Source organism: Bartonella sp. W8167, assembly GCF_016100335.1.
GTDB classification, from domain to species: Bacteria; Pseudomonadota; Alphaproteobacteria; order Rhizobiales; family Rhizobiaceae; genus Bartonella; species Bartonella apis.
The window spans coordinates 1-23,121 of sequence record NZ_JACFSQ010000003.1 but is presented as its reverse complement, the minus strand read 5'-3'; the positions used below and the strand labels follow the sequence as shown (position 1 = coordinate 23,121).

The 23,121-nt window shown below is 44.5% G+C and carries 20 protein-coding genes and 1 pseudogene; 11 read left to right on the top strand and 10 right to left on the bottom strand.

Annotated elements, in window-relative coordinates; translation table 11 throughout:
• From rsmG to hemE, 6 genes are all read right to left on the bottom strand, one after another.
• Positions 1–648: a 16S rRNA (guanine(527)-N(7))-methyltransferase RsmG gene (rsmG, locus tag H3V12_RS08780; protein ID WP_198214380.1), complete on the bottom strand. Its 648-nt coding sequence runs from the start codon at positions 646–648 to the stop codon at positions 1–3.
• Entirely contained in the window at positions 648–2,519 is a 1,872-nt protein-coding gene (gene mnmG, locus H3V12_RS08775; protein WP_246787543.1) for a tRNA uridine-5-carboxymethylaminomethyl(34) synthesis enzyme MnmG, read from the bottom strand. The genes rsmG and mnmG overlap by 1 nt, the downstream gene beginning before the upstream one ends.
• 228 nt (positions 2,520–2,747) lie before the next feature.
• On the bottom strand, positions 2,748–4,055 hold the full coding sequence (gene mnmE, locus H3V12_RS08770; RefSeq protein ID WP_198214378.1) for a tRNA uridine-5-carboxymethylaminomethyl(34) synthesis GTPase MnmE: 1,308 nt from the start codon (positions 4,053–4,055) through the stop codon (positions 2,748–2,750).
• A gap of 313 nt (positions 4,056–4,368) precedes the next feature.
• Positions 4,369–5,634: a transcription termination factor Rho gene (gene rho, locus H3V12_RS08765; RefSeq protein ID WP_075869915.1), complete on the bottom strand. Its 1,266-nt coding sequence runs from the start codon at positions 5,632–5,634 to the stop codon at positions 4,369–4,371.
• 142 nt (positions 5,635–5,776) lie between these two features.
• Entirely contained in the window at positions 5,777–6,322 is a 546-nt protein-coding gene (hemJ, locus tag H3V12_RS08760; RefSeq protein ID WP_198214377.1) for a protoporphyrinogen oxidase HemJ, read from the bottom strand.
• Complete coding sequence (gene hemE, locus H3V12_RS08755; protein ID WP_198214376.1) at positions 6,319–7,344, bottom strand: uroporphyrinogen decarboxylase; 1,026 nt, start codon at positions 7,342–7,344, stop codon at positions 6,319–6,321. Before hemE ends, hemJ begins: the two co-directional genes overlap by 4 nt.
• 413 nt (positions 7,345–7,757) lie before the next feature.
• Between hemE and H3V12_RS08750 the strand changes: the two genes are divergently transcribed.
• The 8 genes from H3V12_RS08750 to H3V12_RS08715 all read left to right on the top strand — a co-directional run bounded on the left by H3V12_RS08750 (position 7,758) and on the right by H3V12_RS08715 (position 16,399).
• Positions 7,758–8,579 (top strand): pyruvate, water dikinase regulatory protein, encoded by an 822-nt coding sequence (locus tag H3V12_RS08750; RefSeq protein WP_198214375.1) that lies wholly within the window; start codon positions 7,758–7,760, stop codon positions 8,577–8,579.
• A gap of 20 nt (positions 8,580–8,599) precedes the next feature.
• Complete coding sequence (locus H3V12_RS08745; RefSeq protein WP_198214374.1) at positions 8,600–9,196, top strand: Maf family nucleotide pyrophosphatase; 597 nt, start codon at positions 8,600–8,602, stop codon at positions 9,194–9,196.
• 1 nt (position 9,197) lies between these two features.
• Complete coding sequence (locus H3V12_RS08740; protein ID WP_198214373.1) at positions 9,198–10,055, top strand: shikimate dehydrogenase; 858 nt, start codon at positions 9,198–9,200, stop codon at positions 10,053–10,055.
• Positions 10,056–10,643: a dephospho-CoA kinase gene (gene coaE / locus H3V12_RS08735; protein ID WP_198214372.1), complete on the top strand. Its 588-nt coding sequence runs from the start codon at positions 10,056–10,058 to the stop codon at positions 10,641–10,643.
• Between the two features lie 342 nt (positions 10,644–10,985).
• Positions 10,986–11,687, top strand: a complete 702-nt coding sequence (gene dnaQ, locus H3V12_RS08730; RefSeq protein WP_075869500.1) for a DNA polymerase III subunit epsilon — start codon at positions 10,986–10,988, stop codon at positions 11,685–11,687.
• A 636-nt stretch (positions 11,688–12,323) separates the two neighbouring features.
• Positions 12,324–15,275, top strand: a complete 2,952-nt coding sequence (gene polA / locus H3V12_RS08725) for a DNA polymerase I (protein WP_198214371.1) — start codon at positions 12,324–12,326, stop codon at positions 15,273–15,275.
• Positions 15,276–15,396: 121 nt separating this feature from the next.
• Entirely contained in the window at positions 15,397–15,549 is a 153-nt protein-coding gene (locus tag H3V12_RS08720) for a hypothetical protein (protein ID WP_178391763.1), read from the top strand.
• Between the two features lie 271 nt (positions 15,550–15,820).
• Entirely contained in the window at positions 15,821–16,399 is a 579-nt protein-coding gene (locus H3V12_RS08715) for a hypothetical protein (protein WP_198214370.1), read from the top strand.
• A 43-nt stretch (positions 16,400–16,442) separates the two neighbouring features.
• Here the strand turns inward: H3V12_RS08715 and H3V12_RS08710 are convergent, their stop codons facing one another.
• The gene (locus H3V12_RS08710; RefSeq protein ID WP_077969633.1) at positions 16,443–16,640 is read right to left on the bottom strand and encodes a DUF2892 domain-containing protein; all 198 of its coding nucleotides are present in this window, start codon (positions 16,638–16,640) and stop codon (positions 16,443–16,445) included.
• Between the two features lie 266 nt (positions 16,641–16,906).
• Positions 16,907–18,127, bottom strand: coding sequence for an argininosuccinate synthase (locus H3V12_RS08705; RefSeq protein ID WP_198214369.1), 1,221 nt, complete (start codon positions 18,125–18,127; stop codon positions 16,907–16,909).
• Positions 18,128–18,311: 184 nt separating this feature from the next.
• Here H3V12_RS08705 and H3V12_RS08700 point away from each other — a divergent pair, with 184 nt between their 5' ends.
• Both H3V12_RS08700 and H3V12_RS08695 read left to right on the top strand, forming a co-directional pair.
• The gene (locus H3V12_RS08700; RefSeq protein ID WP_198214368.1) at positions 18,312–18,953 is read left to right on the top strand and encodes a LysE family translocator; all 642 of its coding nucleotides are present in this window, start codon (positions 18,312–18,314) and stop codon (positions 18,951–18,953) included.
• A gap of 163 nt (positions 18,954–19,116) precedes the next feature.
• Positions 19,117–19,803 carry a fumarylacetoacetate hydrolase family protein gene (locus H3V12_RS08695; RefSeq protein ID WP_198214367.1) on the top strand — a complete coding sequence of 229 codons (687 nt, stop codon included), beginning with the start codon at positions 19,117–19,119 and terminating at the stop codon, positions 19,801–19,803.
• 446 nt (positions 19,804–20,249) lie between these two features.
• Here the strand turns inward: H3V12_RS08695 and H3V12_RS08690 are convergent, their stop codons facing one another.
• Positions 20,250–20,753, bottom strand: a complete 504-nt coding sequence (locus tag H3V12_RS08690) for an SH3 domain-containing protein (protein WP_246787541.1) — start codon at positions 20,751–20,753, stop codon at positions 20,250–20,252.
• Between the two features lie 236 nt (positions 20,754–20,989).
• On the opposite strand from H3V12_RS08690, the gene H3V12_RS08685 reads away from it, so the two are divergent.
• Complete coding sequence (locus tag H3V12_RS08685; RefSeq protein WP_198214365.1) at positions 20,990–21,997, top strand: D-glycerate dehydrogenase; 1,008 nt, start codon at positions 20,990–20,992, stop codon at positions 21,995–21,997.
• 485 nt (positions 21,998–22,482) lie between these two features.
• Here the strand turns inward: H3V12_RS08685 and H3V12_RS08680 are convergent.
• Positions 22,483–22,665: pseudogene (locus H3V12_RS08680) on the bottom strand (3-hydroxyacyl-CoA dehydrogenase family protein); the annotation flags it as partial.
• Between the last annotated feature and the right edge of the window lie 456 nt (positions 22,666–23,121).

Here is a 23,121-nt window from a genome sequence, read left to right as displayed (position 1 = left end):
TCACCCCTTATGTGAATCGATCTTGCTAATTTCGAGAATAACTGACTGCTTATCAATCTTGCTTTGATGAACTTCAAAATCGAATTTCCAGTTTTTCTCTGCTTCGGCTATTTCTTTCTTATAATCACGGCCCTTCTGGAATAGCGCGGTTGCGCCTTGCTCGAACCAGGGTTGTGTCAGTTCAAAAAGCTTTTCAAGCGATGCCAAGGCGCGTGACGTGATAATTTCCGGTTTGTTAATGTGTATGTAACTTGTTTCAATGCGGCAGGTATGAACTGTTGTAGGCAAATTGAACTCGGCGCTCACACTTCTTAAAAAAGCGGCTTTTTTGTTATTGCTTTCGACAAGGTCGATGTGAAAACCGCTTTGTTCTTTCAAAAGAATTGCGATAACAATTCCGGGAAAACCGCCACCCGAACCAATATCACACCAGTTTTTTGCTTGTGGTTTGAATTCTGCGAGTTGTGCACTATCAAGAATATGCCGTGTCCAGAGTTCGGGCAAAGTAGCATTTGCGATTAAATTGATATGGGATTGCCACTTTTTAACTGCTTCTTCAAAAGCCATCAAAGCTCCTGCTGTTTCACGTGAAACCGAAGGTACAATTTGCAGTATTGATTGATATTTTTCTTCTGCCCATTCGGTCATCAGGCGCTTCTCCGATTTTCGCGGTGTAAACGTTGAATATGGGTAATAATAAGAGACAGAGCTGCTGGTGTCATGCCATCGATTTTTTGTGCTTCGGCTATTGATCGGGGAGCACGGGCACGGATTTTTCCTTTCAGTTCATTGGAAAGGCCGGAAATCACATCAATGTCGAGTTCTGCTGGAATACGAAGTTGTTCATCACGCTGAAGATTAGCAATGTCTTGAGCTTGTCTCTCAAGATAAACCGCATATTGAGCCTCAATCTCGAGTGTTTTAGCTGTTTTTTTATCAATCTCGTTAAGTGATGGCCAAATTTCACTCAAACGAGAAAGTGACATTTCCGGATAAGAAAGCAAATCATAAACATTCCGGCGAATTCCGTCGTGTTTTATTTGCAATCCTTTTTCAGTGGCCTCATTTGGTGTGATTGTTATTGATTGACAAAGGTCACGGGCTGTTTTCAACAAATCCTGTTTATGTTGAAAAGCCTGTTGACGTAACGAGCCGACAATTCCCCATTTTAATCCCAAAGGTGTCAATCTTTCATCGGCATTATCTGCTCTTAAAGACAAACGGAATTCGGCACGAGAGGTGAACATACGGTAAGGTTCACTGACGCCACGTGTAATCAGATCATCCACCATAACCCCGATATAGGCGGTTGACCGGCTGATTGTAACCTGTTCCTTACCTGAAGCTTTGTTTGCAGCGTTCAGTCCGGCAAGCAAACCTTGTGCACCCGCTTCTTCGTAACCGGTTGTTCCATTGATCTGACCGGCCAGAAAAAGACCTGGAATCGCTTTTAATTCCAATGTTGCATAAAGTTGGCGTGGGTCGACAAAATCATATTCGATTGCATAACCCGGTTGCAAAACCTTGGCGTGTTCCAACCCTTCAATGGTCTTGATAAAATCGAGTTGAACCTCTTCCGGCAGAGATGTTGATATACCGTTCGGATAGACCGTATCATCATCCAATCCTTCCGGTTCCAGAAATATCTGGTGTCCGTCACGCTCGCCGAATTTTACAATTTTATCTTCGATTGAGGGACAATATCGCGGTCCTATGCCTTTGATCGCACCCGAATACATTGCCGAACGATGAATATTATCTTTTATAATTTGGTGGGTTTTGTGGTTGGTTCTTGTAACAGCACAATCTATTTGCGGTTGACGAATTGTTTCTGTCAAAAAAGAAAACGGTACAGGATCCTCGTCAGCACTCTGCTTTGGAAGATTGTCCCAATCAATCGTTTTTTTACTTAAGCGTGAAGGAGTACCGGTTTTTAACCGTCCCAAGTGGATACCATATTGTCCTAGATGTTCTCCAAGAAGATTACTGGGTTCTTCGCCCATTCTTCCGGCTGGCCATGTTTTTTCACCTATATGAATAAGTCCACGCAAAAATGTACCCGTTGTCAAGACAACGGCACCGGCTTCAATTTGTCCATGGGTTTTACAGACAACGCCTGAAATTGCGTCATTTTTTACAATAAGATCAATGACTTCATCTTCTATAACCGTAAGATTGGTCTGCTCCGAAATTAACGACTGCATGGCTTGTTTATAGAGTTTCCGATCTGCCTGTGTGCGTGGCCCCCTTACTGCCGGTCCTTTTCTCCTGTTAAGCAGCCGGAACTGTATTCCGGCTTCGTCTGCCGCCCTTCCCATCAGTCCGTCAAGTGCATCAATTTCTCTCACAAGATGACCTTTTCCAAGACCACCAATTGCCGGATTACATGACATCGTCCCGATTGAAGCAAAATGGTAGGTGACCAGCGCGGTTTTTGCACCGGTACGTGCAGCCGCACCAGCAGCTTCACATCCGGCGTGTCCGCCCCCGACAACAATTACATCGAATTTATCAGCCAATTTTATATTAACACCGTTAAAATTATAACGTTTCACGTGAAACAAAGAACTGTACCTTCTTGGATGGTACATCAATTTAACAATCTGTCTAACACATAGAATGTTTCACGTGAATCATTATTTTCGAAGATTGAACATATAATTCAACCTCTGTTTCACGTGAATCATCACTTTACTGTTTCACGTGAATCAATTTTTCGGAAATAGTCATCGACCGTACAAGACAACCTATTTTCCTATACAAAACTGCGAAAAAATAACGTCCAAAATGTCTTCCACATCAATATCACCGGTAATTCTACCAAGCGAATCTGCAGCGAGCCGCAAATGTTCGGCTCTCAATGAAAAATCGCGTTCTTCATATCGAATGGCGTGATCAATTTCGGAGATCGCCGTTTTTAAAAGCATCAATTGCCTTTTGCGAGCAGTGACGACTTCTCCTACGTCATATGAAAAACTCGAGCAGAAAGAAGCAATCGCTTTTACAAAAGAATCAAATCCTTCACCGGTTTTTGTCGAAAACTGGATTGGCCATTTTTCTAATGACCCTTTTGCCAAATCAACTTTATTCCCGATATGCCAAATTTCTGCATCGGTTCCGGGAAGCTCTATCGGAAGCGGATGTTCCAAGTCATCAACAAGCAAAACGAGATCCGCATCCTTCACTCGATCATAAGCGACTTCAATACCAAGTTTTTCAACTTTGTTATCCGTTTCTCGCATTCCGGCCGTATCGGTTATCAAAACCGGATAGCCATCAATCACAATACGCGTCTCCAAAGCATCGCGTGTTGTGCCTGCTTCGTCAGTGACAATTGCTATATTAAAACCTACTAACTTATTGATAATGCTAGATTTTCCAGAATTCGGAGCACCAGCGATGACAATTTTTATACCGTCGCGCATGGATGCGACACGTTCACTCTTTTCAATAAAATCCGAGATTGACCGGCTTAAAGCTCGTAAATTATTCCAAACAATATCACTCACAGAACCCGGAACGTCTTCCTCATCGGAAAAATCCAGCTCTGCCTCTATCATGGCACGAGCTTTGATAAGATTGCTTCGCCATTGCCGATAAAGTGTCGCTAGTTTACCGCTTGCCCCCATGATGGCTAGTCGCCTCTGGCTTTCGGTTTCTGCTTCAATGAGATCAGCCAATCCCTCAGCTTCCGTTAAATCGAGCTTACCATTAAAAAACGCGCGCCTCGAAAATTCACCCGGTTCTGCCAAACGACATGTATCGAACTTCGCAAGCTCGTTCAAAAACCGTTCAACGACGGCCTTACCCCCGTGAAGATGAAATTCCGCACAATCTTCACCGGTAAAACTATGCGGCGAAGGAAAAAACACTGTTAGAGCGCTATCGAGAAAGTCACCGTCTTGGGATACCAGTTTTCCATATGTCATAAGGCGAGGTGTTGGAAGTCGACCGAGCAATGTCTTGACGATCGTTTGAGTCATATCTCCCGAAACGCGGATGACCGCAACTCCAGAGGGAAGTTTTCCGCTTGATAAAGCAAAAATAGTATCCATATTCGTAACCTCGTTGTGGAATAGGTCTTCCAATCCCACCCGCTTCATGTTGAACGGACAAAAGTTCTACAATTCGACAAACGTTCTATAAGACATTTGAAATAGATGAGACCATCCATTTTTTGCACAACTCTGTTCAACTTCGTCTCAAGCTGTTGTTTGGCGTGATCAAAAATAAAAAACCGCCCGAAAAAATTTCCGGACGGAAAAACTGTTACATCAATTTTTTTAAAACACCCGTCAGACATTATCCCCAATATTATCTGAGGTGTAACCTTCCCGATCAGGTGTTTCCAAATTAGGTATTCCCCAATTAGGTGTTCATCGAATCGAAAAATTCTGCATTGGTTTTTGTCTGCTTCAATTTGTCAATCAAAAATTCGATTGCATCGGTTGTGCCCATTGGAGCCAAAATACGACGCAAAACAAATATTTTTTGCAAATCCTGACGAGAAACCAATAGATCTTCCTTGCGCGTTCCGGATTTCAAAATATCCATTGCCGGGAAAATTCGCTTATCAGCCACTTTACGGTCAAGCACGATTTCAGAGTTACCCGTGCCCTTGAATTCTTCGAAAATGACTTCGTCCATACGACTTCCTGTGTCAATCAAAGCCGTGGCAATAATTGTGAGCGATCCGCCTTCTTCAATATTACGAGCCGCACCGAAAAAGCGCTTGGGTCGTTGCAACGCGTTTGCGTCAACGCCGCCGGTCAATACCTTTCCCGATGAAGGAACAACCGTATTATAAGCGCGACCAAGACGGGTGATCGAATCAAGAAGAATGACCACGTCGCGGCCCTGTTCGACAAGGCGCTTTGCCTTTTCAATGACCATTTCAGCAACCTGAACGTGGCGTGATGCCGGCTCGTCGAATGTTGAAGAAACAACTTCACCTTTGACCGAACGTTGCATATCGGTCACTTCTTCCGGCCGTTCGTCAATAAGCAACACAATCAGGAAACATTCCGGATGATTGGCCGTAATTGAATGGGCAATGTTCTGTAGGAGAACTGTTTTACCGGTTCTTGGCGGTGCAACAATCAGTGCACGCTGCCCCTTACCCAAAGGTGAGATAAGATCAATGACCCTTGCCGACATATCTTTATTTGTTGGGTCACTTAACTCCATTTTCAACCTCTCGTTCGGATAGAGAGGTGTCAAATTATCAAAATGAATTTTGTGACGGATTTTTTCCGGATCTTCAAAATTGATTGTATTGATTTTTAACAGAGCAAAATAACGCTCGCCTTCTTTAGGGCTGCGTATCGGTCCCTCCACAGTATCGCCGGTTTTTAATGAAAACCGCCGGATTTGGGATGGTGACAAATAAATATCATCTGGCCCCGGAAGATAATTGGCATCGGCCGAACGTAAAAACCCGAAACCGTCGAGCAAAACTTCCAGAACACCTTCACCGATAATTTCAACATCCTGAAGGGCAAGTTTCTTCAAAATTGCGAACATCAGTTCCTGTTTGCGCATTAATGAAGCGTTTTCTACCTCAAGCGTTTCGGCAAAAGCGACAAGTTCAACCGGAGTTTTACTTTTCAGCTCTTGTAGTTTCATCTGTTGAATATTCTGCATCCAATATAAACTCTTATATTTATAGAAAAATTATTTTCCTCGAAAAAGCGCCTTGTTCAGAAACTTTGGAAAATAAGAAAGGAGGGTAAATTCCATCTACCCCCCTTATATTAAGAAATCAAGCCATTTTCATTCAGAACGGTTTTACAATGACATCAATTACAGCGATGATCATCAGCACCGTTGGTACCTCGTTTAAAATACGCCAGGTCTTTTCCGAAATATTATTTCTATCCTCGGCAAAATGGCGAACCCCGCGTGATAACAGCCCGTGATAGCCAGAAAGTATAACAACAACGAGAAGTTTCAGATGTAGCCAACCACCCTGTAACGCATAAACTTCCCATGCCAACCAAAGCCCGGTTATCCATGAGGCGATCATCGCAGGATTGATAATTGCGCGCAACAACCGTCTTTCCATAATTTTGAAAGTCTCTGATTGCTTTGAACCGGTTTCGGCCCGACAATGGTAGACAAACAGGCGCGGTAAATAGAACATTCCCGCCATCCAGCAGATGATGGCAATCACATGGAAAGATTTGATCCACAACGTTGCATTCGGATATTGTTCCGGATTCACGTGAAACAATGCCCATAAAACAACCACAACAATCAATATTGAAATGATGGCGCGAAGCCAGATTGTCCCTGTTGTCATGTGCGTTTTAGAATTCGTCATTTGTTAAAATTCCTCACCAGTTTGACCAGTCTTTCGACGTTTTTGATAGGTGTCTGTGGTGTTATTCCATGCCCCAGATTAAAAACCAACGGGCCCTGCCCCAGATTCTCCAGAATAGTCTCTATTCCTTTTTCGAGCGCGACACCACCCGAAACCAGTCGCAATGGATCAAGATTTCCCTGAACCGGTGTTATTTGTTGCAATTTTTTAGCAAAGGAAAGAGGAACAGACCAATCAAGTCCAAGAGCTGTAACACCGGTTTTTCTGACAAAATTTCCATAAAGGGCACCGGCACCTTTCGGAAAACCTATTATAGGAACTTCCGGAAAAACTTTTCTGATACGCTGAACTATCCGGTTTATTGGATAAATGACATAGCTATCAAAACTTTCTTCATCCAGAACACCTGCCCAGGAATCAAAAATCTGTAGAACTTCAGCCCCCGATTTTACCTGATTGATAAGATAATCTGCCGAAACATCGGCAAGAATTTCGAGAAGTGATTTCATAGCTTCGGGGTGGCTAAATCCGAACAGTCTGGCAGGAGCCTGATCTGAAGTGCCGTGTCCGGCAATCATATAGGTTGCAACAGTCCATGGAGCTCCGCAAAAACCGATAAGCGTTGTGTCACGAGGTAAAGCGGTTTTGAGAAGAGATAAAGTTTCAAAACTTGGGGCTAGTCTTTCCTGAGCCCTTTCGACATTTAAATTTTCAATTTCATTGACCGATAGTGGATCAAGAATCGGTCCCTTCTTTTCTTCAAAACGTAGATCTCTGCCTAAAGCATGGGGAACAACGAGTATATCCGAAAACAGAATTGCTGCATCAAAGCCGAATCGTCTGACCGGTTGCATTGTGACTTCAAAAGCAAGGCGAGGATTATAGCAAAGATCAAGAAAGCTTCCTGCTTTTTCCCTGACTTCGCGATATTCCGGTAAAAACCTTCCGGCTTGTCTCATCAACCAGATTGGTGGTGGAGAAAGTGTTTTACCACTTAGAACTTCAAGAACTTTTTTTGTCATGGCTTATGTTGGCTTTTCCAAAGGGAGGTTTCAAGAAAGAAATTATTTTGAATCGAGATTCTGATTCTTAGAGTCTGTGTTTTCTGTTAATTATTTATTAACCTTATTTTATCCACAGATTTGGCGATATTTTTTAAAATCAGGAAATGGCGTTTTCCAACGCCCGTCTATTCATCTTAAAAGATAAAAAATGATTTATAGAATCAAATGGATTCGCGGTTTTTATGATGGATTGTCAAAGACCCGTTCAATTTAAAAGAATAAGAGTTTTCCCCATAATTCATAAGTCTGAATTTGAATTTCCCACAACGCATTGGCTTGTGTATAACATTATAGACTTATCCTCTGATTTTTTTGGTGTGCACAAAATGCTTGTTTCTTTGCACATCTATCAACAAGGGCCTGTGAATCCTGTGGCAAAACAAAAATTGGACTTTCATTTATATATGATTTCTGATGCGACCGGAGAGACTCTCCTCTCGGCAGGGCGCGCAGTCGCCTCTCAATATGTCGAAGCTAACGCTATCGAACATGTCTATCCACTTATTCGCAACGAAGCCCAGTTGCAGGAAGTGATCGGCCAGATCAATCGGGAACCTGGAATTGTGCTTTACACAATTGTCGACGAAAAAATGGCGCATCTACTGCATTCGGCATGTGAAAAAATGGATGTTCCTTCAGTTTCTGTTCTTGACCCGGTTTTCAAAGCGTTCCATTCATTTTTGCGATTGCCGGCAAACCGGCGCGCCAGTGCCCAGCACGAGCTTAATGCAAATTATTTCAAACGCATCGAGGCACTGGATTACACAATGGAACATGATGACGGCCAACTACCCGATGGGCTACAAGATGCCGATGTGATTCTCGTCGGGGTTTCGAGAACATCAAAAACGCCGACAAGTATTTATCTTGCCAATCGTGGTATCAAAACAGCCAATGTTCCATTGGTTCCGGGTGTTTTACCGCCAAGTGAGCTTTTCCTATTAAAAAAGCCATTGATTGTCGGTCTTATTGCTTCTGCTGACAGGATAAGTCAGGTGCGGCAAAGTCGCAATATTGGCGGGGGTCTCACAATCGAAAGCTATATTGACAGGGCAAGCATCGCGCAGGAACTCAATAATGCAAAACAGATTTTTCAGCGCAACAATTGGCCGGTTATTGATGTTACACGCCGTTCTATTGAAGAAACAGCAACTGCGATTCTCGAACTTTACCTGCGCGATCATCAAATCTGAACTTCATAAAAAGAAAAACTATGTCTCATAAACCGCTTATTCTCGCATCTTTAAGCCCATTCAGAAAATCGATTTTGGAAAATGCCGGTCTCGAATTCGATGTTGAAGGAGCAAAAATAGATGAGCGCGAGCTCGAAAAAACTTTAGGTAAAATCACGCCTCAGGAACTTGCTAAAAAACTGGCAATGAAAAAGGCTGAAGATGTTTCCAGCCGGTTTCCGGATGCGTTTGTTATCGGATGCGATCAAACACTGGAGCTTGAGGGAAATGCACTTCATAAAGTAGCAAATCTTGAAGGAGTGCGTGACCGTCTTTTCTCTTTATCAGGTAAAACACATTATCTTCATAGCGGCATCGCTTTGGCAAAAGCTGGTAAAGCCGATTGGGTCGGGCTTTCAACTGCAAAAATGACAGTCCGGTCATTATCGCCCGAATTTATCGATTATTATATCGATAAAGCAGGAGAAGATGTTCAATCAAGTGTCGGTGCCTATCAGATCGAAGGCTTGGGTATCCAGCTATTTGATAAAATAGATGGTGATTATTTCACCATTATCGGTATGCCCCTTTTATTATTAATCAAAAAATTACGTGAGATAGGAATCATCATTCAATAAGATGAAAAACATAACAACAGAAATACCCCATGCTTTTGTAACCGGCTATCCGGTTGGACATTCGCTTTCACCGCAAATTCATCGCTTTTGGCTCAAAAAATATAAGTTGGCCGGAACTTATGATGCAGTCGAGGTAAAGCCGGAAAATTTTGAAACATTTATCAGTTCGCTGCAAAAAAAAGGTTTTTGCGGCGGCAATGTTACCCTTCCTCATAAGGAAGAAGCCTTTCGCCTTTCTGAAAAAAAAGATCACGCTGCAACAAGGATAGGAGCCGCCAATACATTATGGTTCGAGAATAACACACTTTGTGCAAGCAATACAGATGGTTATGGTTTTGAAGCCAATCTTAACGATTTTGCTCCAGGTTGGGGTGGAAATGCGGCGCTTGTCATCGGCGCCGGAGGTGCAGCGCGCGCAATTATTTATACGCTTGAACAACGCGGTTTTGAGAACATTTATCTTGTAAACCGGACGAAATCCCGTGCCGACAAGCTTGCCGGTTATTTTGGCAATCAGGTAAAAGCACGCAATTGGAGCGAAATAGATGATCTCGTTCCTCTGGCGGATTTAATCGTCAATACGACATCTTTGGGAATGACAAATAATCTTGTAGTGAAAGACAGCGAACCGTTTATTCACCTTGATCAGGCAAAGCCGTCGGTCCTGGTGACAGATATTGTTTATACTCCTTTGATGACGCCGATTCTCTTGGAAGCCAAAGCTAGAAACCTCAATTATGTTGATGGAATCGGAATGTTGCTTCATCAGGCTGTACCGGGGTTTGAACGGTGGTTTGGAATAAGACCTGTTGTTGACAACGAATTACGACAAGAAATTCTGGGTAAAATGGGCCATTAAATGATTATCCTCGGGCTTACAGGTTCTATCGGCATGGGAAAAACGACGACAGCCGGCTTTTTCGAGGAAGCCGGCATTCCTGTTTATAATGCTGATAGGGCTGTCCATGAACTTTACGAAAATAAAGAGGTTATTGAAAATTTAAGCCGTATTTTCCCCGATTGTTTGACAGATGGCCGGATAGATCGTTCAAAATTATCGAAAACAATTGTCAGGGATCCGGCAAAACTTGTCCTTTTGGAAAAGTTTATTCACCCGCTGGTGCGCAAAAAAGAAAAAGATTTTGTAAAAATGCACCGCGATCGGGGTGATCCGCTTGTGGTTCTCGATATTCCTTTATTATTTGAAAAAGGGCCAGAAGGACGGGTTGACAAGATAGCGGTTGTTTCGGCACCAACGGGAATCCAGCGGCAACGTGTACTTGCCCGCAGCGGCTGGGATGATGAGAAGCTCGACCGTATTTTGTCACGCCAGATATCAGATGAAGAAAAGCGTCGGCGTGCGGATTTCATTATTGATACGGGCAAGAGTCTTGATGATGCCAGACAACAGGTAAAACATCTGATTTCCCGTTTGATTGGCAAGTAGACCGCCTGTCCATAAAAATAATAGTATTTTTTGGTGACAGTTTTTGTAAAATTGAAATGACGAGGTTATCGGCGGATTTTTGCGCCGTTATATCCGGATTATCCATAGTTTCTTTCCGATATAAGATGTAAGAATCATCAAAATGTTTTTTGCGTCGATTATTTTGGATTGCCACTCTTCCGGAGAGGTGAGCGAATATAGTCATTGGAAACGTGATTTGTTGTTTATTGTCTCCCCGAAACGCTAGAAAAATATGAAACAATCCGGTTTGAAGTGACCATTCGTTTAAAAAAGGCCAATGCAAATTAATGCACGTTAAAGAGTAGATGAGAGCAGATTTTTATGAGAGAAATTATTTTTGATACTGAAACAACAGGCCTTCACAAAGAAACAGACCGTATTGTCGAAATCGGTTGTGTGGAGATGGTTGATCGCTATCTTACCGATAAAACTTTTCACGTCTATCTCAATCCGCAAGGCGTAATCATCCCTGATGAGGTTGTAGCAGTTCACGGACTTACCAATGAGCGCCTCAAGGACGAGCCGAAATTTGAAGAAATAGCCGATGATTTTCTCTCCTTTATCGAAGGCGCAACATTGATTGCCCACAATGCAAACTTCGACCTTGGTTTTTTGAATGCGGAATTGGGGCGTATTCATAAACCGCTTATCAGTGTTGATCGTATTATCGATACATTGGCGATGGCTCGTCGGAAATTTCCGATGGGCCCGAATTCTCTGGATGCTTTGTGCAAACGCTTCGGCATTGATAATTCACGCAGGACGCTGCACGGAGCTTTGCTTGACTCTGAAATTCTCGCCGATGTTTATATCGAACTTATCGGCGGCAAACAGGGTGCTCTGGGATTTGACGGAGCTAATACCGATAGCAAATCCAATGAAAACGAGGATCAGAAGAAAATCGTTCTCAAAGCTCGCCCTGAACCATTGCCAAGCCGTTTGAGCGAAGAAGATAAAGCGGCCCATGATGCTTTGCTTGCAAAAATTGGCGAAAAAGCCATGTGGAGCCACATCAAAAATTGAACCGACAGGAAAAATTGGACGATGGGATAAACTGAAACATCCTGTAGCCAAACGGGTTGGTTTTCGTAAAATCTTCAATGAAGAATATACCCGACATTAGGACTATTTGGGGGTCATGATTGAGAGATATCGTGTTTAAAAATCTAGGAAAAAGTAGATTTCGACTTTAAACTCGACATTCAAACTCGGATGATGATTTTTAAATGCATCCCCTCGTAGAATTGCGCTTCATTGCAAGTCGATTTGATCAATGTCTTCGGAATTTATCTTCGGGAAGTCATTTTATAAAAATAGACCGTTGTGGAGAGGGGGAAACCACAACGGCCTTTTTTACTGCACTCACTCAACAGTCCGGAGAGGGAAAGTAGACTGTTGTATCCGGTAAACGGCGGGGGACAAAGCCGGAACACCGGACATATCGACGCAGTGTCGATAGGTCATATAAAAGAATTTAAAAATGGCTTTTCAAGGGCAACTATATTAACATTTTGTAACAAATGCGTGAAAAGAACCTATAAGAGCCTAACGATAAATTTTGCTCGCACCACATTTTCTATTGTTTGCTGATGGGCTTTTCGTGTTCAATGTGCTTTTTAACTTATATAATGTTTTCAAAATTCGATGTCAGGATTGACGATGCAAAAAAATGATCACCTTTTTCTCGTTGACGGTTCAAGTTATATTTTTCGCGCCTATCACGCTTTGCCGCCATTAACACGAAAAAAAGACGGTTTACCGGTTGGCGCACTGGCCGGTTTTTGCAATATGCTCTGGAAATTGTTGTGCGATGCGCGTGATACTGCAGTTGGCGTCGTGCCCACGCATTTTGCTGTGATTTTTGATTATTCGTCGGAAACATTTCGTAAAAAGATATATCCCGAATATAAAGCAAACCGCCCTACCCCACCTGATGATCTTATTCCCCAATTCAGCCTTATCAGGCAGGCTACCCGCGCTTTCAATCTGCCATGCATTGAAAAAGAGGGTTATGAGGCAGATGATATTATTGCAACCTATGCTTCTGCGGCCACCCGAAGCGGTGCGAAAACGACAATTATTTCTTCCGACAAGGATCTCATGCAACTCGTCAATCAACAGGTCGGGATGTATGATGGTATGAAAGACCGCCCGATCGGCATTGCGGAAGTTATTGAAAAATGGGGCGTTCCACCTGAAAAGATGATTGATTTGCAATCGCTTACTGGTGATTCCACCGATAATGTCCCCGGTGTGCCGGGTATTGGCCCGAAAACGGCAGCACAGCTCCTTGGAGAATTCGGTGATCTCGATACGCTGTTGGCTCATGCCGGCGATATCAAACAAAAAAAACGTCGTGAAAATATTATCGAGTTTGCCGATCAGGCGAGATTGGCGCGTCAGCTTGTAACATTAAAAACCGATGTTCCGCTTGAAATCGGTCTTGACGGTCTCCTGTTGGAACCAACTGATGGACCGCGCCTTATCGGCTTTTTAAAGGCAATGGAATTCAATTCTTTGACGCGTCGTGTTGCAGAAGCGACCAATTGTGATGCGGCTTTGATCGAGCCGGTGGAGCTTGATGTCGAATGGGGCAAAAGTGCCCATGGACCGGATCTTGAGGAAGGTTCCGATGTTGGCGGAGCGCCGGAAGTTGGTGGTAATGCTCGACAAGAACAAGAAAGTGATTCTGATGATTCACAAGCGGAAAACACCCCGCAGCTTCTGGCAGAAAAACGTAAAAAAGAAGCACTCACAGAAAAAATAGATACGACCGCTTATCACACGATAACGGACGAAGCCGAACTGAAACAATGGCTCGACCGGGCAAAGGGGCAAGGGTTCTTTGCATTCGATACCGAAACGACCTCGCTTGACCCGATGCAAGCGGAACTTGTCGGCTTTTCTATTGGTCTTAATCCCGGTGAAGCGGCCTACGTGCCACTTAATCATGTCGATGGTGGCAATGATTTACTGGGTGGCGGCCGCCTTAAGGGACAAATTGATACACAAAAAGCGGTCGCTTTATTGAAACAGGTATTGGAAAATCCCGCAATTTTAAAAATTGCGCAAAATATGAAATATGATTGGCTGGTGATGCGACAGTATCATATCACAATACGGTCATTCGACGATACGATGTTGCTTTCCTATGTTCTGGATGCAGGAACATTGACCCATGGAATGGACGCACTTTCCGAGCGCTGGTTGGGACACAAGCCGATTACATTCAAAGAGGTTGCCGGAAGTGGAAAAACGGCAACCGGTTTTGCTGCCGTCGATTTGAAACGGGCAACCCAATATGCAGCCGAGGATGCGGATGTTACGTTGCGACTTTGGCGGGTTTTAAAACCACAAATTGTCGCCCGCGGTGTTACCCGCGTTTATGAGCGTCTGGAGCGGCCTTTGGTGACCGTTCTTGCCCGCATGGAAGAACGCGGCGTTCTGGTTGACCGGCAATTATTGTCACGATTATCCGGTGAGCTTGCCCAATCGGCAGCCGCTTTGGAAGATGAAATCTATCAACTTGCCGGAGAAAAATTCAATATCGGGTCGCCCAAGCAACTGGGAGAAATTTTATTCGGCAAAATGGGTTTGCCCGGAGGCTCGAAAACCAAAACCGGCCAATGGTCAACATCGGCTCAGGTTCTTGAAGATCTGGCAGCAGAGGGGCATGAATTACCCCGCAAGATTGTTGATTGGCGCCAGCTCACAAAATTGAAATCGACTTATACCGATGCACTTCCGAATTATATTTTACCTAATACGGGGCGCGTTCATACGAATTATTCAATGGCTGCAACGTCAACCGGGCGACTTGCCTCGTCAGACCCGAATTTGCAGAATATTCCGGTTCGCACACCGGAGGGAAGAAAAATCCGTGCGGCTTTTATAGCCGGTCCCGGAAATTTGCTACTGTCTGCTGATTACAGTCAGATTGAGCTGCGTGTTCTTGCCCATGTCGCCGATATCAAAGCTTTGAAAAAAGCATTTGCAGATGGTCTTGATATTCATGCAATGACAGCATCGGAAATGTTCGGGGTACCGATCGAGGGTATGCCACCGGAAGTTCGTCGCCGTGCCAAAGCGATCAATTTCGGCATTATTTATGGCATTTCCGCTTTCGGACTTGCCAACCAATTATCGATTCCTCGCGAGGAAGCAGCCCAATATATCCGCACCTATTTCGAACGTTTTCCGGGCATTAAAGATTATATGGAAAAGACCAAAGCGTTTGCGCACGAGCATGGTTTTGTAGAGACAATTTTCGGACGGCGTGCACATTATCCGGATATCAATTCCAAAAGCGCACAAGTGCGGGCTTTCAACGAGAGAGCGGCAATCAACGCACCAATTCAGGGGGCCGCCGCCGATATTATCCGTCGTGCGATGATAAAAATGGATGACGCGCTGAAGGAAGCCGGCTTGTCGGCTAAAATGTTATTGCAGGTTCATGATGAACTGATTTTCGAATTGCCTGAAAACGAAGTTGAAAAAACCACTGCTCTTGTAAAAAATGTGATGGAGAATGCGACTATGCCAGCTCTATCCTTATCTGTGCCTCTTAAAGTTGATGCACGGGCAGCTAAAAATTGGGATGAAGCACATTAAAAGAAGCTTCAATGAAAGTGTTATTCAGGTTATTCTGAATTGAAAACCGAATGATGCTGCACTTGAAATGGAAATTATTGCTCCATATTGCTCCCTATTACTTTGAGTAGGGAGCAATTTTATGAATCGGAATTTCCTTTTTCTTATTATCGGCGTGCTTATCGTTGTTGTTGCGGGCTTGGGTTATAAAACTTACCAACAGAAACAACAGCAAAAACCATCCGGCGTCGAAATGACAATTGATAAAAATGGCGTTTCGGTCGATCGTCATTAATATCAAGAGCAACGCAAAAGCATTTATTGATTTTTAAAGCGTAAGACGATTATGTTTTGTAACCATAAAAAGTTTTATGGTTACAACCTCTTTGTTCAGGCAAATTTTTTATGTGGGAAAATTGCGTGGAATAGTGCGGATATGCCTTTCTCGCATTCCGGTTTTTCAAGAAGCAAGGCGCTTCTTCAATTGAACAGGAATTTGAAAGCCACGTAAATCCGGCAGAGTTTGATTATTCCACAAAGTATCACAGAAGAAAGAAGTGATAGAAATGTTGAGCTACGTTTTTTCTATTCAAGGATTTGTTCTTTCTTTGCAAGGACTCGTGCTTGCTTTCCTGTTTGGTGCTGTGCTTGCCTATTTTACCAATATCAGCCCCAAAACGCTTTATCGTATTCCTTATCTTTTCATGTTTGCATGTGCTTTCTTGGGCTATGTTTTGTTAAGTTATGCAATCAATTTGGTATTGTTCAGATTGAACGGTGCATTGCCACCGGTATTTATGGCTTTATTCGCAGCCGTGGCGCCTTTCCTGTTCGGCTATCTTACGATGTATCTTTCTGTGTCCCGCGCGCGTGACGGATTCGGGAAAAAAGGCGCTGCCTGGCTTCTGGTTATGCCGCTTCTCAATCTCGGTTTATTCATTGTCACGCTTGATGATAATCCGGAAGACAGAGAAGAAAAAAAGATCAGCCGGAACCCGCTTGGCACGCCGGCATTCATGAATGGTGCAACAGGTATCATCGTTGCAACACTTATTTTCGCGTTAAGCTTTATTGCCGGAATGATGTTGATTACTTATCCGAGCCTTGACCAAATGCCCGCTCTTTTGGAACATGAGACCCGTTGAGGGTGAGAAGTTTCCGGTTCAATCTTGCTTATTTAAAGAAATCTCAGTGTTTCAATGGGCAGCTTGATAGGCCGAATATCTTGTAAAGCGGGCAAAAACCGATAATTGCGGTGAGAAGTGGTATAAGTCCGATCAAGCCAAACCAGCGCGCGCCACTATCAAGAAAGAAAATAAGAGAAAGTAGAACAATACCGATGATGATACGGATAATGCGATCAACGCTACCAAGATTTTGTGTCATCCGAGAAGCCTTTCCAATTTAGTTCTCTTGTAGATTTAGGCCAGCATAAGGAAAAAAACAATCCTTCAACAGGTATTCGGGGTTCTTCACCTTGGCGCATGGGCCGAAAAGCGCTTGATTATCGGCATCGGCAATTTTTGTTGTTTTGTAGAAATCTTTTAACGACTTAACGTGCCAGATTTGGGGTAGATTAGGAGATGACAAAAGACAATAAAAAGCTCCGGAAAATTCATTCCGGAGCTTTGGTAAAATCCAAGTAAAAATGCTTATTTGCGGTCCCGCGCAGCAAGAGTGCGAAGACGCAAAGCATTCAATTTGATGAAGCCGGCGGCATCTTTCTGGTTATAGGCGCCGTGGTCATCTTCAAATGTCACAAGCGAACTTGAATAGAGCGATTTGTCACTCTTGCGACCTTCAATAATGACATTGCCCTTATAGAGTTTCAGCTTGACTTCCCCTTCAACATTTTCTTGCGACAGATCGATTGCTGCCTGCAACATTTTGCGTTCGGGAGAGAACCAGAAACCGTTGTAAATCAACTCGGCATAACGCGGCATCAACTCGTCCTTCAGATGCGCTGCACCGCGATCAAGCGTGATGGATTCAATAGCGCGGTGGGCTGCAAGGAGGATTGTACCGCCCGGCGTTTCATAGACGCCGCGTGACTTCATGCCGACAAAGCGGTTTTCAACCAGATCGACACGACCGATTCCGTTGTCGTGACCATATTTATTGAGTTCGGTCAGCAAAGTTGCCGGCGACATTTGTTTGCCATTGATTGAAACGGCGTCGCCATTCTTGAAGCCGATGGTGATAATTGTGGGTTTATCGGGTGCATTTTCAGGAGAGACAGTGCGCAAATGCACATATTCGGGAGCCGGAAGTGACGGGTCTTCCAATACTTTGCCCTCTGAAGAAGAGTGTAGCAAATTTGCGTCGACCGAAAACGGTGCTTCGCCCTGTTTATCTTTGGTCACAGGAATCTGATGTTTCTGGGCAAAATCCAGAAGTTCTGTACGGCTTTTGAAATTCCAGTCACGCCATGGCGCAATGATCTTGATATCGGGGTTCAAAGCATAAGCTGAAAGTTCGAAACGAACCTGATCATTGCCTTTGCCTGTCGCACCATGAGCAATCGCATCGGCACCGGTTTTTTTGGCAATTTCAATCAGATGTTTTGAAATGAGCGGGCGGGCAATTGATGTTCCAAGAAGGTAGACACCTTCATAAACTGCATTGGCGCGAAACATCGGAAATACGAAATCGCGGACAAATTCTTCGCGCAGGTCTTCCATAAAAATCTGTTTGGCACCGAGCATTTCGGCTTTGCGGCGTGCCGGCTCAAGCTCTTCGCCCTGCCCCAGATCGGCTGTGAAGGTGATGACTTCCGCACCGAGTTCGGTTTGCAGCCATTTCAATATGATTGAAGTATCAAGGCCGCCTGAATAGGCCAGTACAACTTTTTTAACGTCTTTCCACTTTTCCATTTTTTCTGTCCGATAATTAATGGCCCCAATTGATTGACCCGATTGAATTGATATGAGCTGTTTTATCAGGAGATAGCAACCATGCAAGCAATCAAAAATTTTTTCTTACATAAAACTTATAAAAACAGATTGAAATGGTTTGATAAAACAATAAGACAAAGATGATTAACGAGAGATCATGATCATGTCTTTCTTGCCAGACGCCCATGTGTTTTTGGAATTTGCCGGTGCAGCAATCATTTTGACACTCATCCCGGGGCCCGATATGGCGCTTTTTGTCGGCCGCGCCATATCGCAGGGAAAAGCGGCCGGTCTTGCCTGCATTGCCGGTTGTGCAACTGGTATTATCATTCAGGTTTTTGCGGTCTCTGTCGGCCTTTCAGCATTGATAATAGCCTCTCCAACAGCGTTTTTTATCCTCAAAGTGGCGGGCTCGGTCTATCTCTTGTGGCTTGCACTACAAGCGCTTTTGAACCGGTCGAATTTTTTTGTCGACGGGAAAAAGCAGAAAAAACTCAGTGTAAAACGGAATTACCTTACCGGTCTTGCGATCAATCTTCTAAATCCGAAAGTTCTTCTCTTCAATTTGACCTTTTTACCGCAATTTGTTGACGCGCTTGATCCGCATGCGCCTGAAAAGATATTTTTTCTCGGAGCTTCTTTCATTCCGATATCCCTTCCCTTCACGGTTTCAATGGTTTTGGCTGCCGATAAATTTGCCAGAGCCATAAAAGAAAACCCGCATTTTGTAAGAATACTTGATTTTTTAATGGCCGGAATTTTCACAGCCTTTGCTGTCCGGCTGATCGTGACCGAAGTTAAATAAATATCGGCTTCATCTCATCGGGAAAAATAGCTATAAATTTGAAGGTTGCAAAAATTTGTATTCGGAAAAACGGTTAAAAACTTTGTAAAATTCAATTTTCTATAGAAGCCGTTATCCGGCTTTTCCGGCCTCGAAAATTTCTTTTAAACGAGAGGATAAAGAAATGAGTGATTTCATATTTACGCCACCTGCAATTGTCGGTATCCCGATCAAAGGGAGCAGTAAAGTTTTTCCGGTTCACAGGATTTATTGCGTTGGTCGCAATTATGCAAATCATGCAATAGAAATGGGGCATGACCCGTCAAAGGAAGCGCCGTTCTTTTTCCAGAAAAATCCGGATAATCTGGTATTTGACGGTGTTTTCCCTTATCCGCCGAAAAGCCATGATGTTGAACATGAAATAGAGCTTGTTGTTGCTCTTAAAAAAGGTGGACAAAACCTGACGACGAAAGAGGCGCAGGATTGTGTGTTCGGTTTTGCTGTCGGCCTTGATATGACGCGACGTGATTTGCAGGCCGAACTTAAAAAAGCGGGGCGTTCATGGGAAACGGCAAAAGCTTTTGAACATTCGGCTCCCTGTTCTCATTTGATTGAAAAATCTGAAACCAAAGACATGAACGAAGGTTCGATTATCCTTTCGGTAAACGGAAAAGGTCGCCAATCGGGCAATTTGAACGAGATGATCTGGAAAATTCCTGAAATGATTGCCTATTTGTCGCAATTATTTGTGTTGCAGGCGGGAGATATTATCATGACGGGAACGCCGGCAGGCGTGGGGCCGGTGCAAAAAGGTGACGAATTGGTTGGCCATATTGACGGGCTGGATGATCTGGTCGTGAAAGTGAGTTGAGGGGTGAGACACGCACATCCCAAAAAGTGTGAAACGGTTTTTGGATAAGATGTGCGTGCACTTAAAAAGCCACATCCCGAAAAGTGTGAAACGGTTTTTGGGAAAAAGATGTGCGTGCACTTAAAAGCGACATCCCAAAAAGTGTGAAACGGTTTTTGGATAAGATGTGCGTGCACTTAAAAGCGACATCCCAAAAAGTGTGAAACGGTTTTTGGATAAGATGTGCGTGCACTTAAAAAGCCACATCCCAAAAAGTGTGAAACGGTTTGTTTTTGGATAAGATGTGCATATGTTTAAAAAGCCACATCCCAAAAAGCCGGTATGATTTTTTTAAAAAATTGTGAGAGTTAAACCGATATTCTGAAACAATATCACTGTGGATGGGCATCAAAACCGGATGATTCTGGCGGACGCAATTTGAAAGTTGTTAATTAAGTGGCGGGGCATCAGTTCTTGACGGTCTCGCCGGGATAGGCACCCCAAAGTTGATCTTGGGCTACATAGCCGCGTGTATGGTTGACATCGAGTTCGCACCATTTACCGTCACATTTATGAATTGAGGCGATAACGCCGGGCTCGAGTTCGGCAGCAAGCGGTGCATTTTCGCTCGGTTCCTGACGCATGGGGGCAAGCTTGGATTTGTCTTTTTGCCAAGGCGTTATCATTGCTGTGCGATGGCCTGATAAAAGGGACTGGTAAACCCAACCTTCATCGCCATCCGAGTCGCGAATTTTGCGCCATTGGTCATATTCCTGTGTAATTTCCACAGGTAATCCTTGTTTTTGATAAGAGAACACAACCGTATAATTACGTCCGGGACCAACGCGTACATTGACCCGCGCCGGTTTGATAGAAACAAAACGCGGCAATGGCAAACCGCTAGGCCCCACATTCTGGGAAGCTTCCTGAGCCGCTTCTTCTGCAAGGGCGGAAACGGGGGAAAATAACAAGGACAAACCCGTCAGAATCGAACAAATGCTTGCTGAACAAAACATTCTTCCGAGGTTCGAAAAACGGAATTTGCTGAAACTGTCCACTGTGTGTGCCTCTCTTCTCTTGTGTTCTTTGGTATCTTTTCTGCTATAAGCAGACCAGACTCATGACAGCCTGATGATCCTATGCCATAGTGCTGGTTAAAGAGGTCTCAATAATCGCGAAAAATATTGGAAATATTTCGAGGTTTTCTATGCAGGGGAAAAAATTACCGTTGGTCATTTTGACACGCAAGCTTCCGGAACAGGTTGAAAGACGCATGTGCGAGCTTTTCAATACCGAGGTTGTCAAGCAAGATCGGCCGATGTCACGACAGGAACTTGTCGATGCGGTAAAACGTGCAGATGTTCTGGTGCCGACGATTTCCGATACCATCGACAAGGACCTTATCGATCAGGCGGGAGATAATCTCAGGATGATTGCCAATTTCGGCAATGGTACCGATAATATCGACATTAACGCGGCAACCGGTCGTAGTATCCTTGTGACCAACACCCCGAATGTTCAAACAGAAGATACTGCCGATATGGCAATGGCACTGATACTGGCAGTGCCGCGTCGCCTTGTCGAGGGTGCCAATGTATTGAATGAAAGCGGTATCTGGCCGGGTTGGTCGCCGGACTGGATGTTGGGGCGGCGCATCTATGGAAAGAAACTCGGCATTATCGGTCTCGGGCGTATCGGTACAGCGGTTGCGCGCCGCGCCAAAGCATTTGGTCTTTCAATTCATTATCATAATCGCGCCCGCGTCAGCGAAAAAATTGAAGAACAGCTTGAAGCGACCTATTGGGCCGATCTTGATGATATGTTGAAGACGATTGATATTCTTTCAATCAATTGCCCGCTTACCGAGAAGACCTATCATCTCCTTTCAGCCGAACGTCTCGCTTTGATGCAGGAAACAGCCTACGTCGTTAACACGGCTCGTGGTGAAATTATTGATGAAAATGCCCTTGCCCGACAGATAGAAAATGGCAAACTTGCCGGCGCAGGTCTTGATGTCTTCGAAAAAGAACCGAATTTCAGTCCGTCGCTTGCCAAATTGGCGCGGCAAGGCAAGGTGGTGCTTCTGCCGCACATGGCATCGGCGACGGTGGAAAGCCGGATTGATATGGGGGAAAAAGTCATCATCAATATCAGAGCTTTTATCGATCACCATCGTCCACCCGATCGCATTATTCCTGAAAAATTGCGTAACTAAGTCTTTTATAGCGAGCCTTTGACCTTTGAAAAAAGCGGTTTGGATGCCAATTTACAGCACTCGATTCGACGTATCTTGCCAAACTTTATGACTTGAAAACGCTTGAGTTCAGTGACCTATGTTTTGTCGCTAGCCGGTTTTAAAAGTGACCATGTTTTGTTTTTTGCGGTTAAGCTAACTTTCAAAAGTCATCAGCTTTTCCGGTCATTAGTTTCCCGAAGTGGAATATCTTTTTGCTTTCAAAAAAATGCAGGATTGAAAAACCCGTTGGTAAAGGCTTTTTAGACGAGTCTTTTTGTTTTTCATGAACGGGTCATTGAAGAATTTTGTCCGGAAACCGGAAAAGAGCGGCTTTAACTCTTTTCCAGGGGGGGGCAAGGGTCTCTTTTGCATTACGAGTTGCGAGATTTCTGACGTTCAAAGCCGTTATTTTGTCGCGTTTAATTTTTGATAGCGCTTTATGCCTTCTCGCTTTTCAAGAAAACTCAACGTGTGGGGACTGGTGTTTCACCGCTATAGTCGTAAAAGCCGCGGCCACTTTTGCGCCCCAACCAGCCGGCTTCGACATATTTTATCAATAAGGGGCAAGGGAACAGCAGCAAGAGCGCAAGAACGAAACAAGGCGCAAGGTGCTGGTGGGGGCCATGATTTTGGCCAAGGTGAACAGCAGCGAGTGGCCGGAGGATCGGCTCATGGCGGCAATGGATGCGTACCTTGAACGCGACCACGACCGCGCCTTGTTCGGTCTGCCGCCACGCCAGAAGGATGAGCCGGGCTGAATGATCGACCGAGACAGGCCCTGCGGGGCTGCACACGCGCCCCCACCCTTCGGGTAGGGGGAAAGGCCGCTAAAGCGGCTAAAAGCGCTCCAGCGTATTTCTGCGGGGTTTGGTGTGGGGTTTAGCGGGCTTTGCCCGCCTTTCCCCCTGCCGCGCAGCGGTGGGGCGGTGTGTAGCCTAGCGCAGCGAATAGACCAGCTATCCGGCCTCTGGCCGGGCATATTGGGCAAGGGCAGCAGCGTCCCACAAGGGCGCTGATAACCGCGCCTAGTGGATTATTCTTAGATAATCATGGATGGATTTTTCCAACACCCCGCCAGCCCCCGCCCCTGCTGGGTTTGCAGG

Bases quoted from the DNA above. Each gene is read 5' to 3' on its own strand.
- rsmG (WP_198214380.1), bottom strand. From the start codon at position 648: ATGACCGAATGGGCAGAAGAAAAATATCAATCAATACTGCAAATTGTA.
- mnmE (WP_198214378.1), bottom strand. From the start codon at position 4,055: ATGGATACTATTTTTGCTTTATCAAGCGGAAAACTTCCCTCTGGAGTT.
- hemJ (WP_198214377.1), bottom strand. From the start codon at position 6,322: ATGACGAATTCTAAAACGCACATGACAACAGGGACAATCTGGCTTCGC.
- hemE (WP_198214376.1), bottom strand. From the start codon at position 7,344: ATGACAAAAAAAGTTCTTGAAGTTCTAAGTGGTAAAACACTTTCTCCA.
- H3V12_RS08745 (WP_198214374.1), top strand. From the start codon at position 8,600: ATGTCTCATAAACCGCTTATTCTCGCATCTTTAAGCCCATTCAGAAAA.
- H3V12_RS08740 (WP_198214373.1), top strand. From the start codon at position 9,198: ATGAAAAACATAACAACAGAAATACCCCATGCTTTTGTAACCGGCTAT.
- coaE (WP_198214372.1), top strand. From the start codon at position 10,056: ATGATTATCCTCGGGCTTACAGGTTCTATCGGCATGGGAAAAACGACG.
- dnaQ (WP_075869500.1), top strand. From the start codon at position 10,986: ATGAGAGAAATTATTTTTGATACTGAAACAACAGGCCTTCACAAAGAA.
- polA (WP_198214371.1), top strand. From the start codon at position 12,324: ATGCAAAAAAATGATCACCTTTTTCTCGTTGACGGTTCAAGTTATATT.
- H3V12_RS08720 (WP_178391763.1), top strand. From the start codon at position 15,397: ATGAATCGGAATTTCCTTTTTCTTATTATCGGCGTGCTTATCGTTGTT.
- H3V12_RS08715 (WP_198214370.1), top strand. From the start codon at position 15,821: ATGTTGAGCTACGTTTTTTCTATTCAAGGATTTGTTCTTTCTTTGCAA.
- H3V12_RS08710 (WP_077969633.1), bottom strand. From the start codon at position 16,640: ATGACACAAAATCTTGGTAGCGTTGATCGCATTATCCGTATCATCATC.
- H3V12_RS08705 (WP_198214369.1), bottom strand. From the start codon at position 18,127: ATGGAAAAGTGGAAAGACGTTAAAAAAGTTGTACTGGCCTATTCAGGC.
- H3V12_RS08700 (WP_198214368.1), top strand. From the start codon at position 18,312: ATGTCTTTCTTGCCAGACGCCCATGTGTTTTTGGAATTTGCCGGTGCA.
- H3V12_RS08695 (WP_198214367.1), top strand. From the start codon at position 19,117: ATGAGTGATTTCATATTTACGCCACCTGCAATTGTCGGTATCCCGATC.
- H3V12_RS08685 (WP_198214365.1), top strand. From the start codon at position 20,990: ATGCAGGGGAAAAAATTACCGTTGGTCATTTTGACACGCAAGCTTCCG.